The following is a 15,922-nucleotide window of genomic DNA, read 5'->3' as shown; positions in this document are numbered from 1 at the left end:
ACAAATTTTGTGTTCGACGCAGTCCTTGTGGGAGCGGGCTTGCCCGCGAATGGGCGTTACGCCATTTTCACGCCAGGCGTAAGGGCCGACGGCATCACCAGGCTCGGCGTTTCCAGCGAGGCCACCGGGTACGCGCAGTAATCAGCCGCGTAGTAGGCGCTGGCGCGGTGGTTGCCCGAGGCGCCGACGCCGCCGAATGGCGCGCTGCTCGCGGCGCCGGTCAGTTGCTTGTTCCAGTTGACGATACCGGCACGGCTTTCCAGCCAGAATTGCTGGTAACGCGCTTCGGAATCCGACAGCAGGCCGGCGGCCAGACCGTAGGCGGTGTCGTTGGCTTCAGCGATCGCCGCTTCAAAATCAGCGTAGCGGATCACCTGCAACAACGGGCCGAACAGCTCTTCGTCAGGACGATCGGCAACGGCGCTCACGTCCAGGATGCCAGGGGTCAGCAAGGCCGATTGAGCCTGAGGCTGAGTCATTTCCAGCAGCGCCACGGCGCCGTTGGCCAGCAGATGTTCTTGCGCATCCATCAACGCTTTGGCCGCACCGAGGGAAACCACCGAGCCCATGAACGGCGCCGGTTGCTGATCGAAAGCACCGACCTCAATGGTCGAGCTGACCGCCACCAGGCGCGCCAGCAACGTATCACCCCAGGCACCTTGCGGCACCAGCAAGCGGCGGGCACAGGTGCAACGCTGGCCAGCGGAGATGAACGCCGACTGAATGATGGTGTACACCGCGGCATCGAGGTCAGCGACCTGATCGACCACCAGCGGGTTGTTACCGCCCATTTCCAGCGCGAGGATCTTGTCCGGACGACCGGCGAACTGCTGGTGCAGGTGATTGCCGGTGCGGCTGGAACCGGTGAAGAACAGACCGTCGATACCCGGGTTCGCCGCCAGGGCGATGCCGGTTTCGCGAGCGCCTTGCAGCAGGTTCAATACGCCTGCTGGCAGGCCAGCCTCGATCCAGCACTTGACCGTCAGCTCGGCGACTTTCGGTGTCAGTTCACTTGGTTTGAACAGCACGCTGTTACCGGCCAGCAGTGCCGGCACGATATGGCCGTTCGGCAGGTGACCCGGGAAGTTGTAAGGACCAAACACCGCCACCACACCGTGGGGCTTGTGGCGCAGCACTGCGGTGGCGTCGCCCAGCGGGCCGCTCTTCTCGCCGGTACGTTCGCGGTAGCTCTGCACCGAGATGGCAATCTTGTTGACCATGCTGGTGACTTCGGTCGCCGCTTCCCACAGGGGTTTGCCGGTTTCTTCGCCGATGGTATGAGCCAGTTCGTCAGCGTGATTCTTCAGCGCGGCGGCAAAGGCTTCCAGCACCGAGATACGCTCTTGCAGGGTACGCCGCGCCCAGTCCGGGAACGCCTGACGCGCAGCTTGCACAGCCGACTCGACTTGACCGGCGGTGGCGCCAACGCCGGACCACAGCACCTGCTGGGTCACCGGGTTCAGCGATTCGAAGGCTTCGCCCTGGCCGGATAGCCATTCACCTGCAATGTAAAGCGACTTCATTATTTCGACTCCCGAGCAGCGGACAACGCCACGGCGCGTACTTGGTCGCCAGCGTTGAGTTGAAGACGTTTGGCGGTCTGCGGATCGACCACCAGGGTACCGGCGGCCAGACGTGCCGGCGCAGCAGTGATCCGGCAGTCCTCGCGCTTGCGGTTGTGAATGATAAATGGCGTGGCATCGTCACCCGGCGTGCCGACGGCCAGCACCAGTGCCTGGCTGTCACGCACGGCGCGGATCTTGCCGGTTTCGCACTCGATCGCAGGACCTGCGTCGAAGATATCGACGTAGCCCTGGTAGCTGAAACCTTCGCTCTTGAGCATGGCCAGCGCCGGCTCGGTGTCCGGATGAACCTGACCGATCACGTTGCGCGCGTCCGGCGACAGGAAGCAGGTGTACAGCGGGAATTTCGGCATCAGTTCGGCGATGAACGCCTTGTTGCCGACACCGGTCAGGTAGTCAGCCTGGCTGAATTCCATCTTGAAGAAGTGCCGCCCCAGGCTTTCCCAGAACGGCGAACGCCCGGCCTCGTCGGAAACACCGCGCATCTCGGCAATGATCTTGTTGCCGAACAGTTGCGGGAATTCGGCGATAAACAGCATCCGCGCCTTGGACAACATGCGGCCGTTGAGGCCGGTACGATAATCGGCGTGCAGGAACAGCGAGCACAGCTCGGAGTTGCCGGTCAGGTCGTTGGCCAGGAACAGCGTCGGGATTTCGCGATAGATGTTCAGCTCTTGCGAAGCGCTGACCGTCAGACCGACCCGGAAGTTGTACCAGGGCTCACGCAGGCCGACGGCGCCGGCAATGGCGGAAATACCCACCACGCGACCGTCGTCATCTTCGAGCACGAACAGGTAGTCCGCATCGCCCCGCCCGGCTTCGCCGCGAAAGGTCTTCTCGGCCCAGCCGACCCGATGGGCCAGCCGCTCTTCGTTGGCCGGCAAGGTGGTCAGGCCGGTGCCGGTGCTGCGGGCCAGGTCGATCAGAGCGGGTAAATCGCTGCTGCGTACGGGACGAACGATCATGCTATCTCCTCAAACGGGCCGCTTGCGCCACCCGTGAAACTTCGCTGCTTTCTAAACAAGCAATCAGGCCAGGCCGCTGTTAAACCGCCACCAGGCGCACGCTGGCACCCTCGCCGACGCCCAGGGCTTCGGCCGCTTCCAGGTCCAGGGTCACCGGTTTGCCCGGCGCGTAATCGAGTTCGAGCATCACTGCGCGGTAATCCTGCAACTGGGCATTGGCCACCAGATACTGGCGACCGACGCCTTTGACCGGTTCGCCGATCTTCACCGGCACCACACGGCTCTGGGCGATCGAACGGATCCCCGAGACACGGGCATGCAGGGTCGGGCCACCGTCGAAAATGTCGATGTAGTGATCGGTCTCGAAGCCTTCGCGCATCAGGATGTCGAAGGTGATCTGCGCCCGCGGGTGCACCTGGCCCATGGCTTCCTGAGCGGAGTCCGGCAGCAGTGGCACGTAGATCGGGTAATGCGGCATCAGTTCGGCGAGGAACGTACGGCTTTTCAGCCCGCACAGACGCTCGGCCTCGGCGTAGTTGAGGTCGAAGAAGTTGCGACCGATGGCATCCCAGAATGGCGAGTCACCGTTTTCATCGCTGTAACCGACGATCTCGGTCACCACGGAATCGGCAAAACGCTCCGGATGGCTGGCCACGAACAGCAAGCGGCCACGGGAGTTGAGCTCCGACCACGGCGAACCCACCAGCTCGCGCTGCACATAGAAACTGGTCAGCAAGCTGTTGCCGGTCAGGTCATGGCACTGCGAGAGCACGTGGATCTTGTTGTGAATCTTCAGCTCGCGGGAAGCGTGCACGAAGGTTTCGTTGCGAAAGCTGTAGAACGGCTCGGAGTAACCGGCCGACGCCACGATGGCCGAGCAACCGACCAGCTTGCCGGTGGCGGAGTCTTCGAGGACGAAGAAATAGCTTTCCTCACCGTTGAAACTCACTTCGGCGGCGAACGAGGCTTCGCTTGCCGCGATCTTGTCGCTCAGGCGTTCAACGTCATCCGGCAAGGAAGTAACACCAATCGGACTGTCCGCAGCCAGACGCTGTACCTCGCCCAGATCAGCCATTTGCGCGGGGCGCATCACCAGCATGGTGTCACTCCTTTATCCAAAAATTACAGAGAAAAAAACCTGGCCTGCCTGAGAGACACTGTGGGAGCGAGCTTGCTCGCGATGGCGTCCTGTCAGGCAACGAAGATGTTGGCTGTCAGGCCCTCATCGCGAGCAAGCTCGCTCCCACATAAAAGCGGGGCCGGCATAAAAAATTGGGTTCGACGCCTGAAAGGTCAGGCGTCGAAGGGTCTATCAGGCTTGCGTCAGTTTTGCCGCGGCACGTTCGAAGCGGTCCAGACCGGCATCGATATCGGCGTCTTCCACCACCAGGCTCGGGGCGAAACGCACCACGTCCGGGCCGGCTTGCAGAATCATCAGGCCTTCTTGCTCAGCGGCGTTGAAAATGTCCTTGGCCTTGCCTTTCCAGGCATCGCTCAGCACACAGCCGATCAACAGGCCCAGGCCACGGACCTGGGTGAACAGGCCGTACTTCTCGCCGATCTGCTCAAGGCGGGCCTTGAACTTGTCATGCTTGGCGTTGACACCAGCCAGCACCTCAGGGGTGTTGATCACGTCGATCACGGCTTCGGCGACAGCACACGCCAGCGGGTTGCCGCCGTAAGTGGTGCCGTGGGTGCCGACGACCAGGTGCTTGGCCAGGTCTTCGGTGGTCAGCATGGCGGCGATCGGGAAACCACCGCCCAGGCTCTTGGCGCTGGTCAGGATGTCCGGGATCACACCGTAATGCTGGTAGGCGAACAGGTGGCCGGTACGGCCCATGCCGGTTTGCACTTCGTCGAACACCAGCAGCGCGTTGTGCTCGTTGCACAGTTCGCGGGCGCCTTGCAGGTAGGCCAGTTCGGCCGGCAGAACGCCACCCTCACCTTGAATAGGCTCCAGGACCACGGCGCAGGTCTTGTCGGAAACGGCAGCTTTCAACGCGGCCAGATCGTTGTACGGCACGTGGGTGATGCCGGTGATCTTCGGACCGAAGCCATCGGAGTACTTCGACTGGCCACCGACGTTCACGGTGAACAGGGTACGGCCGTGGAAGCTGTTGAGCGCGGCGATGATTTCGTACTTCTCGCTGCCATAACGGTCGAACGCGACACGACGGGCCAGCTTGAAAGCGGCCTCGTTGGCTTCGGCGCCGGAGTTGCAGAAGAAAGCGCGCTCGGCAAAGGTGGCGTCGACCAGCTTGTGTGCCAGGCGCAGGGCCGGCTCATTGGTGAACACGTTGGACACGTGCCACAGCTTGTTCGCCTGCTCGGTCAAGGCACCGACCAGCGCCGGATGGGCGTGACCCAATACGTTGACGGCAATCCCGCCGGCAAAGTCGATCAGCTCGCGGCCGGACTGGTCCCAAACGCGGGAACCGGCGCCACGCACAGGAATGAATGCGGCAGGCGCATAGTTGGGAACCATTACCTGATCGAAATCGGCGCGTTGTACCGCAGCGTGCTCAACGGACATCGGAGTCTCCTGAAGAGAAAACACTCGCCTGAAACTGGCGAGCTTGGTGAGGATTGTAAGGACAGTTTTCAGCCCGGCCTTGCCGCCAAGCGACAACTTCTTATAGCGCAAACCCCGGATTTTCCCGGGTTTACGGCAATGCGACATATAGGGTCGCAAAGGCGCAGTTTAACTGGCGGCGGACGTTTGCGGCAGGCTTGCTGCGCTGTAACGCCTGCCAATGGCCCGAGTGCGGTAAATATGTACCGCACAGCGTCCAGGTTCGCGGGTTTTCCTAGTGGCCTTTCAAAGCCAACGGCCACTGCCCCCATGATTACCGAATCCACTGCCACTATTGCCTGCGACGCTTTCAGGCCGGACGCTCATTTCCAGCATCTGCAAAATGTGATCCCCCCTTGGCTGCGCCAGGCGGCGCCTCACAGACGCGAGGCGCTGCGCAACATCACTCCCACTCTGCCCGCCGGACTAAAGGCTGCATCGAAACATCACCACACGAAACTCGCCAGGCTGATCGCCCGACAGATCTCCAGCCAGAATCAGGTCGACAAGGCGCTGGCCAACCTGCAAAACCCCGCGGATTTCGCCGAGCCGCTGCTCCAGGCCGAAATCAAGCGCCGCTTCGGCCTGGATCTGAATGTGCGCGAAACGTTTTTGCGCCTCTACCTGCCTGATCACCTGCCGTGGTTACGCCTGAAGTCAGGCGCTGCGCGCACCTGGACGGTATCGCTGCTGGATGCCGCACTGCACAATTTCGAAAGTGCCGAGACCCTTGCAGATGCCTTCGAACCCGCCTCGACGTACATCACCGCGCCATCCTCCAACGGGCAATTCCTGACCTTGCCGCAGATCCTGGAAAAAATGCCTGTCACGGTCTTTACCGCCATGTGCCGGGAGCTGGACATCGGCCAGCGCTATAAAACCTATCTGGAAGACAATCTGAGTATCGGCAATCCGGTGGACTCGGCGCTGCTGCGAGGGAAAATCCGCGACAGCCAGAAATCCGCAATCACCGCTGCATTGCACCTGGCGCAGATGCAAAAAAACCTGGGCAGCGACACCCACAGCCTTATTCTCGGCCTGCTCGACAACCTGCCGCAGCACAAGCAGCCATGGCGCTGTCATGACCTGAAGATCCTCAACGCGAGCCTCACCGGCATCCTGCTGTTTGCCCCGGACCTGGAGCGCGCCCGGGAAGTGGTTCGCGTGGTGGCTTATATACCGGGCGACCCCGAACAGCCGATCAAGGAATACCCCTCGTCTGCGGCCTTCGCCGAGGAACTGGGCCGACGCCTGCTCGACCCCGCCTATCAACAGCTTTTCAGTCGCTTCATTAACCATGAAGATCGCGGTCACTTTTTCGCACAGCTGAACCAACTGCTTGTCCCGATCACCTGGCAACCGGTCCAGCCAGGCGATCCTCGTCCAACCTGGCGGCAACAGCCCAACCCGCGCGCGGACCTGAAGATCGTGGCAACGCCTGTCACAGCAGAACTGTGGACTCACCTCTACCAGAGCAAGCTCAACAAAATCCTCAACGATGCGCGGGTGATCGCGGTGTCCACTGCAACGGTCGACCAGAAAGCTCGCTGGGCGCTGTGGGATTCCTTCACGGAGATCGCCTCGGCACTGCTGAACATCGCCGCTTTCGTGGCACTGCCATTCGTGCCGTTTCTCGGCGAACTGATGCTCGGCTACATGGCCTACCAGTTGCTCGACGAAACCTTCGAAAGCGTGGTCGACTGGGCCGAGGGGCGGAGTCGCGAGGCCTTCGGGCACTTGATGGGTGTGGTGGAGTCCGCAGTGCAACTGGGGACCTTTGCCGCAGGAGGGGCGATCGCCGCCGGCGAATTTCGCTCGGTATTGCCCCGGGAGATCGTTGAATTCATCGACGGCTTCAATACGGTAAAACGGCCAAACGGCGACACCCGCTACTGGCAGCCCGACCTGACCGGCTATGAACACCCCTCGGCGTTACCCAAGGATGCAAAACCGAATGAACTGGGCCAGCACCCGTATCAGGGCAAAAACCTGCTACTCCTGGAAAACAAGCACTACGCCGTGAGCAAGGATCCACTAACCGGCGGGTACCACATCGACCACCCCTCCCGCCCTGACGCCTACAAACCAAAACTGCGACACAACGGTGCCGGTGCCTGGCAAACCGAACTCGACCAGCCGTTGAGCTGGGACCAGGCCACCGTACTGCACCGTGTCGGCCCGGACATGCAGCGATTTTCGGCCAGTACTCGCGAACGCATCCTCAGCATCAGCGGCAGCCACGAAGATGTCCTGCGCAAGATGCACGTGAATACCGGGCGGGTACCACCGCTATTGGCCGACACACTCAAACGCTTCGGGATCGATCAGGACATACAGACCTTTATCGATCAGATCGGCAGTGACCAGCCGGAGCACTTCCTTAAGGCGGATCCGGTGACACAGCTGGAACTGCTCAATGAAAACGGTTACTGGCCGGCAAACAAAGGCCTGCGACTGATCGACAAAAAAGCGCAAACCCTTTGGCAAAGCCCGGCGCCCGATGTACCCGTGGTGCAAATCGATACCACCCGCCTCACCGACGGCGACCTGCTGAAAACCTTTCTCCAGACCCTGTCGGACAGCGAAGCCAGAACGCTGATGAGCGAAGAATTCGGCCACCCCTCCCCAGGCCTGGAAAAGCGGGTGCAGCGATTGCGCAAGATACTCGCGCGGCTTGCCGAACAGAAACGGCAAAGCCTGTTCGATCAACGTTACCGCAGACTCGAACGTGGCGCTCGCGCGGCCATACAAGTGGTCATGGATGCCGAGCCCGGATTGCCACGCAGCGTTGCACAAGCGATTGTGGACACGGCAAGCGATCAGGAACTGCAGCAGCTGAAAAACTCAATCCTTGCCCCTCGCCTGGTCGAGTTGAGCCGGGAGGCCGGATTGCAAGTACGGGTGACACGCGCCTACGAGGGGCTTGATTTGCCATCGACCGAGAACAACCTCGACACCGACCGGCTGGCCTTGCACACCCTGGAAAAACTGCCGGGCTGGACGGCAGAGCTACGACTGGAAATCCGCCAGTACGCCCATGAGGGTCCGCTGATCGACAGCCTTGGCCGCATCGACGCGCCCCTGCGTAAAGTGCTGGTGCTCGGAGAAGAGGGTTCCTATCAGCCCTTCGATCATGACGGCGAAGAACTCAGCGGCATGGGCTCGCTCTACACCTGCCTGCTACAGGCCATGCCGGACAGCGAACGGGCGGCCTTGAATCTGAATATCGGTGAAGGTGAACGGCTCAAGCAGCTGATTCGCCAGCACGCCTTGAGCCGCGATGCATTGCGCGCACTGCTGATTCAACACCCCGACCTCAAACCCACCTACGACCCAAAAGTGATGCGCTTGCTCGGTGGCGGTGACGGGTATCGTCAAATGCCACGCAACACACCCACCTTGCAAGGTCGGGCACAGACACTGTTTCCCCATCTATCCGCCGAAGAACTCGACGCCTTCATCGAACGCTTGCAACTGCATCCCGGCGGACCGCGAGCAGAGCTGAGTCGACTCATGACTCAACACACGCAACTGCTGGAGGCACTTTCATCCTGGCGCGATGAAATTCCGCTGTTTATTCCAGACACGCAAATCAGGATCACGCCCGGGCAGTTCGCTGCGCAACAGCAGGTCCGCCGTCAATTCACTATCGATCTGGCCGACTGTTGGCGCCAGCAATTGACCCTTCCCGAAACGACTCTTGAAACAGTCGACTTCAACTTCTCCCAAGCCATCATTGGCCAATTGCCAACACTGGACACCGACTTCAGCGGCGTCACAATGCTAAGGCTCGATGGTGGTAGCGCCACGCGGGGCCTGCACGAGTTTCTGCGCGGTTTTACCGGCCTACGCATCCTGAAACTGCGAGACTTCAACCTTGGCCGCTTGCCAGACACCCTTCCATCGCTGCGACTCGAAGAGCTCATTCTGAGCAATTGCTCGATCACCCTCAGCCCCGAAAGCCAGCTCGGGCTCGAGGGCCTGCATCAGTTGACCACTTTGGACTTGTACAACAACCCCTTGGGCCTGACACCCGATTTCGGCAGCATGCCGGACTTGAACTACATCGATTTATCGCAGACGGGCATCACTGAACTACCGCGCAACTTGCTGACTCGTCCGCGCCTGCGCACCGCCCTACTCAATGATAACCAGATCAAAGAGTTGCCCAGCGCACTGTTCACGCTGCAACAACGCACCCAGGAGGGTTTCGACCTGGCCAACAATCCGTTTTCCAGCGCAACCCGTGAACGCCTCAAACAGCACTTCCAACAGACCCATCAGGACTTCGGTATCTTTGCCGAGCAAGCAGATATCGACCGCACCCAGGCGCTGTACCCCATGATGGACCAGGAGGACGCCAGCAAATTCGTGTTCCTGCTCCCCGGCACACTGGACGAGGGGCGAATCGCATTGACCCGCCTGGAAGCCGAACTCACCACCCTTGAACACGACCTGTCGGCCTGGACCGGCAATATTCCAGCCGTCCACCCCCACAGCAATCAACCGTTCACTGCCCAGCAACTGCTGATCGAACATTCGACGCGGGACGCATTCAGAGAGTCCGTACTGCGCTGCTGGCGCCGGGAAACCGATCCAGTGAACCTCAACGACTCGCTGCAAGCGACTACTTATGACCTGAGCCTGAACACGTGGATTACCGGTCACCTTCCGACACTTAGCGCAGATTTCAGCCATGTTTCTCTGGTCTACCTGGAGAGCGAGAGTGGCCTGACTTCGGGTGTCACGGGGTTCCTGGAGTGTTTCCCCAAACTCAAGACCCTCGTTATCAACGACTTCAGGCTGGGCAATATCCCGGAGGCGATCTTCCGGATGAGCGATTTGAGCTCGCTCAATCTCCCTGACTGCAACATCACCCTGTCCCCGGAGTCGGTCCTGAACCTGGCCGAGATGGCCCGCCTGGAATTCATCGATTTGAGAAACAATCCCCTGGGGCTGGCTCCGGATATCAGCCAGATGACGGACCTGGCAACCCTGCAACTGGACAACTGCGGGCTCCCCGAATTACCCGCCGGGCTGATGCAACTCAAGAGCCTGGAAATCGTAGACCTGAGCGGCAACACGATCAGCCAGATACCCGCCGACCTCCTCGAAATGCCGTTGGAGGTCGCCGAAAGCATCAGCCTGCGGGGTAATCCGCTCTCTGAAGAAAGCCTGCAAATCCTGCTTGAGTACTTCAGGTTGACCAGCGTCGACTTCGGGGTTCAGGAAGTGATTGATCGGGCAGAATTGGAGATGTCGACTTCCGAGGCGTCCGAACCGGAAGACTGATCGGTATCAGGCGCGGATCAACCGCGCTCCGGCGGCACCGATGACAACTCGAACGGGCTGCTGCTGCGCCGCTGGTTGCGATCTTCCCGCGGCGTGGCACCGAAGAAATTGCGATAGGCGCTGGAGAAATGCGGCCCCGAGGAGAAGCCACAGGACAGGCCGATCTGGATGATCGACTTGCTGGTTTGCATCAACATCTGCCGGGCCTTGTTCAGGCGCAGTTCCAGGTAGTACTGGCTCGGCACACGGTTGAGGTATTGCTTGAAAATGCGCTCCAGTTGCCGACGGGACACGCACACGTGCTGGGCGATTTCGTCGGTGGTCAGCGGCTCTTCGATGTTGGCTTCCATCAGCAACACCGCCTGGGTGAGCTTCGGATGGCTGGAACCGAGGCGGTTCTGCAACGGAATACGCTGGCGTTCGCCGCCCTCACGAATGCGCTCGACCACCAGTTCCTCGGACACCGCACCGGCCAGTTCCGCACCGTGGTCGCGGGCCAGCACCGCCAGCAACAAGTCGAGCACCGACATGCCGCCGCACGCCGTCAGGCGATCGCGATCCCAGTCGAACAGGTGGCTGGTGGCAATGACCTTCGGAAAGCGCTCGGCGAAATCGTCCTGCCAGCGCCAATGCACCGCCGCGCGATAACCGTCGAGCAAACCCAGCTGTGCCAACGGGTAAACACCGGCCGACAGACCGCCGATCACGCAACCGGAACGCACCAGTTGCTTGAGCGCACTGCTGAGCGCCGGCGCCAGTGCGGTCGGTGGTTCGTCAGCGAGCAGGAACAGTTTCTGGAAGTTTTCGAGCTTGCCGGCCCACGCCTCGCCCGGCAACTGCCAGGCGCTTTCGGCCGGCGGTTCGGCCTGCAGGAACGACAACTCGTAAACCACGTCCGGATGCACACGCTGGGCAACACGCAAGGCCTCCTCAGCCAGCGCAAGCGTCAGTGCTTTAGTGCTGGGCCAAATCAGGAAACCAATTCGATGGGCAGTCATGGTGGGCAATCCGAAGCGGAGAACAGTGATGAAGGCATGGGCCAATGCTAGCCCGTAAATGAACGCAAATCTTAAAACCAGCAGAGATCAAACCTGTAGGAGCTGTCGAGTGAAACGAGGCTGCGATCTTTTGACTCGAAAAATCAAGATCAAAAGATCGCAGCCTCCGGCAGCTCCTACAAGGTGCACAACGGCAGCCCTGATTACTTCAGGCTACCCGAGAGAAATTGCTGCAAACGCTCGGATTGCGGGTTCACCAGCACTTCGCGCGGGTTGCCGCTTTCTTCGACCACACCTTTGTGCAGGAACACCAACTGGTTCGACACTTCACGGGCAAAGCCCATTTCGTGGGTCACCACGACCATGGTCCGGCCTTCCTGGGCCAGGGCCTGCATGACTTTCAGCACGTCGCCGACCAGCTCCGGGTCGAGGGCGGAAGTCGGTTCGTCGAACAGCATCACTTCCGGCTCCATCGCCAACGCACGGGCAATGGCCACGCGCTGCTGCTCGCCGCCGGACATGTGCCCAGGGTAAGCATCCTTGCGATGGGCCACGCCTACCTTGTTCAGGTAGTGCTCGGCCTTGTCGCGGGCCTCGGCCTTGGACATGCCCAGCACATGCACCGGCGCTTCCATGATGTTTTCCAGCGCGGTCATGTGCGACCACAGGTTGAAATGCTGGAACACCATCGACAGGCGCGAACGCATGCGTTGCAGCTGTTTCGGGTCGGCAGCCTTCAGCGCGCCGTCCTTGTTCGCCACCAGCTTGAGCTCTTCGTTGTTGAGCAGGATCTTGCCCGCGTGTGGCTGCTCCAGCAGGTTGATGCAGCGCAGGAAAGTACTTTTGCCGGAGCCACTGGAACCGATGATGCTGATAACATCGCCGGCTGCCGCTTTCAGGGACACGCCCTTGAGCACTTCGTGACTGCCATAGCGTTTATGCAGGTCTTGGACTTCAAGTTTGTACATGCTGTCGGTTCTCACAAAAACAGTCAGTCAGTGGTATTCAGTGCTTGCGCGGGGCCAGGTAGCCCAGCCAGCGGCGCTCGGCCATCTTGAACAGCTTCACCAGGATGAAGGTCAGGCACAGGTAGAACACGCCGGCCGTGATGTACGCCTCGAACGGCAGGTAGAACTGGGCGTTGACCGTGCGCGCGGCACCGGTGATGTCGATCAGGGTCACGATGGACGCCAGACTGGTGGTCTGCAGCATCATGATCACCTCGTTGCTGTACTGCGGCAGCGCACGGCGCAGGGCCGACGGCAGCAGAATGCGCTTGTACATCTTGACCCGCGACATGCCCATGGCCTTGGCCGCTTCGATCTCGCCGTTCGGCGTGGCACGCAGGCTGCCGGCGATGATTTCGGCGGTGTAGGCGCTGGTGTTGATCGCGAACGCCAGGCACGCACAGAACGTTGCGCTGGACAGCCACGGCCAGAGGAAGCTTTCACGCACCGCTTCGAACTGCGCCAGACCGTAGTAGATCAAGAACAGCTGCACCAGCATCGGCGTGCCACGGATCACATAGGTGTAGAGCCAGGCCGACATGTTGACGACCGAGTTCTTCGAGACGCGCATCAGGCCCAGCGGCAAGGCGCACAGCAAGCCGAAGAACAGCGACAGCGCGAGCAGTTTGAGGGTGGTCACCAGGCCGCCGAGGTACAGCGGCATGGCCTCCCAGATGACGTTGTAGTCGAAGATCATAGATCAGCCGCCCTTACGCCTACCGAGTAGCGCTTCTCAAGGTGACGCAATGCCAGCAACGACACACTGGTGATCACCAGGTACATCGCCGCCACTGCGAGGAAGAAGGTGAAAGGCTCGCGGGTGGCATCGGCCGCCTGCTTGGCCTTGAACATCATGTCTTGCAGACCCACCACCGAAATCAGCGCGGTAGCCTTGGTCAATACCAGCCAGTTGTTGGTGAAACCCGGAATCGCCAGACGAATCATCTGCGGCACCAACACCCGGAAGAACACCTGGAAACTGCTCATGCCGTAAGCCATGCCGGCTTCGGCCTGGCCCTTGGGGATCGCCATGAAGGCGCCACGGAAGGTTTCCGACAGGTACGCACCGAAGATGAAGCCCAAGGTGCCGATACCGGCCGCCAACGGGTTCAGGTCGATGTACTCGTCAAAGCCGAGCAGCGGTGCGACGCGGTTGAGCAGGTCCTGGCCACCGTAGAAAATCAGCAGGATCAGCACCAGGTCGGGAATACCGCGGATCACCGTGGAATACAGGTCGCCCAGCCAGGCCAGCCAGCGCACCGGCGACAGACGCAGTGCCACGCCGATCAGGCCCAGAACGATGGCCATGGCCATGGACGACAAGGCGAGCTGAAGCGTCAGCCAAGCGCCATCGAGGATGACAGCCCCGTAGCCTTTCAACATGATTCAGGTCCTCGAAAGTTGGGATGAAAAAATGGCGCAAACCTCAGAGATCCTGTTGCTTGCGCCATTTCGGACTTGTCGCTGGGACGAGTTACTTGCCGTAGATATCGAAGGCGAAGTACTTGTCCTGGATTTGCTTGTATTTGCCGTTCGCACGGATGGCCGCGATAGCATTGTTGAGCTTGTCCAGATCTTCCTTGTCACCCTTGCGAACCGCGATGCCTACGCCGTCGCCGAAGTATTTGACGTCGGTGAACGCAGGGCCGACGAAGGCGAAACCTTTACCGGCGTCGGTTTTCAGGAAACCGTCATCCAGAAGCGTAGCGTCTGCCACGGTGCCGTCGAGGCGGCCGGCGGCCACGTCAAGGTAAATCTCGTTCTGCGAACCGTAAGGCTTGATCTCGGCACCCAGCGGGGCCAGGACTTCGCGGGCGAAACGCTCGTGGATGGAACCACGCTGCACACCGATGTTCTTGCCCTTGAGCTCGGTCAGGCCTTCGCTGACCTGAGTGCCGGCTTTCATGACCAGGCGAGCCGGGGTGTTGTAGTACTTGTTGGTGAAGTCCACGGACTTCTTGCGATCTTCAGTGATCGACATGGACGACAGGATCGCGTCGATCTTGCGCACCTTGAGCGCAGGGATCAGACCGTCGAACTCTTGCTCGACCCACACGCACTTGACCTTCATTTCTTCACACAGCGCGTTGCCGATGTCGTAGTCGAAACCAACGATGCTGCCGTCCGGTGCCTTGGACGCGAACGGAGGGTAAGCCGCCTCGATACCGATTTTCAGAGGTTTTTCATCGGCGAAGGTTGGCAAGGACAGCACGGACAGTGCCAGGGCGCCAAGCAGCACGAGTTTCTTCATCTTGGGACTCCATCGGTAAAGGGCAAAAACGGCAGAGTGAGCAACAGCCCAATATGCGAGTGAGTGGAACCGGAAAGCAGTGCTGCGTCCTGGGAAGCGGGTGTTGAAATTCAACACGAGCAACGACGAGCGAGTGATCGGCATTCTAACGACAGGCCCGAGGCCGATATTTCTTCAATGCGACAACTAATTACAGAAGCACTGAGAAAGCCGTTTTAGCACGTTGACAGCCCTGCAAAATCATGCAAGAGCAAAAGATATTGAACCGATCTATATTGCAAATTGCGGGCCTATTATTGGCAAACCCTTCTAATCCGGCAAGCGCAGTGTAATGGCTTATTTTTTTCAAGGGCATTTAAGGACCGGATTTGAGTACCGACGTTTCCCAATGCCCCGTATTGGAGCGACGCGGTTACACATTCAGTAACCTGAAAGAACGCAGGTAACAGTAGGAAACCGCCCACAGAGGAAGCCGATAATTATTGGTTGAAGATCAAATGATCGCAGCCTTCGGCAGCTCCTACATGAATCGCGTTCCTCTGTAGGAGCTGCCGAAGGCTGCGATCTTTTGATCTTCAAAAACAAAAGCCCCGCCAGGCTCAACACCTGACAGGGCTTTCAGTGACTCAGAACCCGCGCTTACGCGACATTCATCGTCTTGTGCGTATCAATCAAATGCTGCACCACACTCGGATCAGCCAGGGTGGAAATATCACCCAACCCATCGTACTCAGCCGTCGCAATCTTGCGCAGAATCCGGCGCATGATCTTGCCCGAACGAGTCTTCGGCAGCCCCGGCGCCCACTGGATCACATCCGGCGAAGCAATCGGACCGATCTCCTTGCGCACCCAGTTTTTCAGTTCCAGGCGCAGCTGCTCGCTCGGCTCTTCACCGTTTTTAAGAGTGACATAAACATAAATGCCCTGCCCCTTGATGTCGTGCGGCACACCGACCACTGCGGCTTCGGCGACTTTCGGGTGAGCGACCATCGCGCTTTCGATCTCGGCGGTGCCCATGCGGTGGCCGGACACGTTGAGCACGTCGTCCACGCGACCGGTGATCCAGTAGTAACCGTCAGCGTCACGACGCGCACCGTCACCGGTGAAGTACATGCCACGGAAGGTCTTGAAGTAAGTGTCGACGAAACGGTCATGGTCGCCAAACAGCGTACGTGCCTGGCCTGGCCAGGAATCGAGAATCACCAGGTTGCCCTCGGCCTCGCCTTCGACGATGTTGCCCAGGTTGTCCACCAG

11 protein-coding genes are annotated in these 15,922 nt (G+C 60.0%); 1 reads left to right on the top strand and 10 read right to left on the bottom strand.

The window, feature by feature from the left end; genetic code table 11:
• Positions 1-56: 56 nt before the first annotated feature.
• From astD to ASD95_RS13210, 4 genes are all read right to left on the bottom strand, one after another.
• A complete protein-coding gene (astD, locus tag ASD95_RS13225) occupies positions 57-1,526 on the bottom strand; it encodes a succinylglutamate-semialdehyde dehydrogenase (RefSeq protein WP_177336467.1) in 1,470 nt (489 codons plus the stop codon).
• Complete coding sequence (gene astA, locus ASD95_RS13220) at positions 1,523-2,548, bottom strand: arginine N-succinyltransferase (protein ID WP_056724145.1); 1,026 nt, start codon at positions 2,546-2,548, stop codon at positions 1,523-1,525. Before astA ends, astD begins: the two co-directional genes overlap by 4 nt.
• A gap of 79 nt (positions 2,549-2,627) precedes the next feature.
• A complete protein-coding gene (gene aruF, locus ASD95_RS13215) occupies positions 2,628-3,647 on the bottom strand; it encodes an arginine/ornithine succinyltransferase subunit alpha (RefSeq protein WP_046042322.1) in 1,020 nt (339 codons plus the stop codon).
• Positions 3,648-3,860: 213 nt separating this feature from the next.
• Entirely contained in the window at positions 3,861-5,081 is a 1,221-nt protein-coding gene (locus tag ASD95_RS13210) for an aspartate aminotransferase family protein (RefSeq protein WP_056724143.1), read from the bottom strand.
• Between the two features lie 309 nt (positions 5,082-5,390).
• Between ASD95_RS13210 and ASD95_RS13205 the strand changes: the two genes are divergently transcribed.
• Positions 5,391-10,412, top strand: a complete 5,022-nt coding sequence (locus ASD95_RS13205; protein WP_056724141.1) for a dermonecrotic toxin domain-containing protein — start codon at positions 5,391-5,393, stop codon at positions 10,410-10,412.
• A gap of 17 nt (positions 10,413-10,429) precedes the next feature.
• Here ASD95_RS13205 and argR read toward each other — a convergent pair whose 3' ends face one another.
• The 6 genes from argR to ASD95_RS13175 form a co-directional block, all read right to left on the bottom strand.
• Positions 10,430-11,410: a transcriptional regulator ArgR gene (gene argR, locus ASD95_RS13200; RefSeq protein ID WP_056724139.1), complete on the bottom strand. Its 981-nt coding sequence runs from the start codon at positions 11,408-11,410 to the stop codon at positions 10,430-10,432.
• A gap of 203 nt (positions 11,411-11,613) precedes the next feature.
• Positions 11,614-12,378 (bottom strand): ABC transporter ATP-binding protein, encoded by a 765-nt coding sequence (locus ASD95_RS13195; protein WP_056724137.1) that lies wholly within the window; start codon positions 12,376-12,378, stop codon positions 11,614-11,616.
• 37 nt (positions 12,379-12,415) lie between these two features.
• On the bottom strand, positions 12,416-13,114 hold the full coding sequence (locus ASD95_RS13190; RefSeq protein ID WP_056724135.1) for an ABC transporter permease: 699 nt from the start codon (positions 13,112-13,114) through the stop codon (positions 12,416-12,418).
• Complete coding sequence (locus ASD95_RS13185) at positions 13,111-13,800, bottom strand: ABC transporter permease (RefSeq protein WP_015096506.1); 690 nt, start codon at positions 13,798-13,800, stop codon at positions 13,111-13,113. Before ASD95_RS13185 ends, ASD95_RS13190 begins: the two co-directional genes overlap by 4 nt.
• 91 nt (positions 13,801-13,891) lie before the next feature.
• A complete protein-coding gene (locus tag ASD95_RS13180) occupies positions 13,892-14,668 on the bottom strand; it encodes an ABC transporter substrate-binding protein (RefSeq protein WP_056724133.1) in 777 nt (258 codons plus the stop codon).
• A 639-nt stretch (positions 14,669-15,307) separates the two neighbouring features.
• The coding region (locus ASD95_RS13175; RefSeq protein ID WP_156407396.1) for an AMP-binding enzyme at positions 15,308-15,922 on the bottom strand (615 nt) is incomplete at its 5' end.

Origin of the sequence: Pseudomonas sp. Root71, assembly GCF_001429045.1 — a bacterium.
GTDB classification, from domain to species: domain Bacteria; phylum Pseudomonadota; class Gammaproteobacteria; order Pseudomonadales; family Pseudomonadaceae; genus Aquipseudomonas; species Aquipseudomonas monachiensis.
This window is presented reverse-complemented; position numbering and strand designations above follow the sequence as displayed.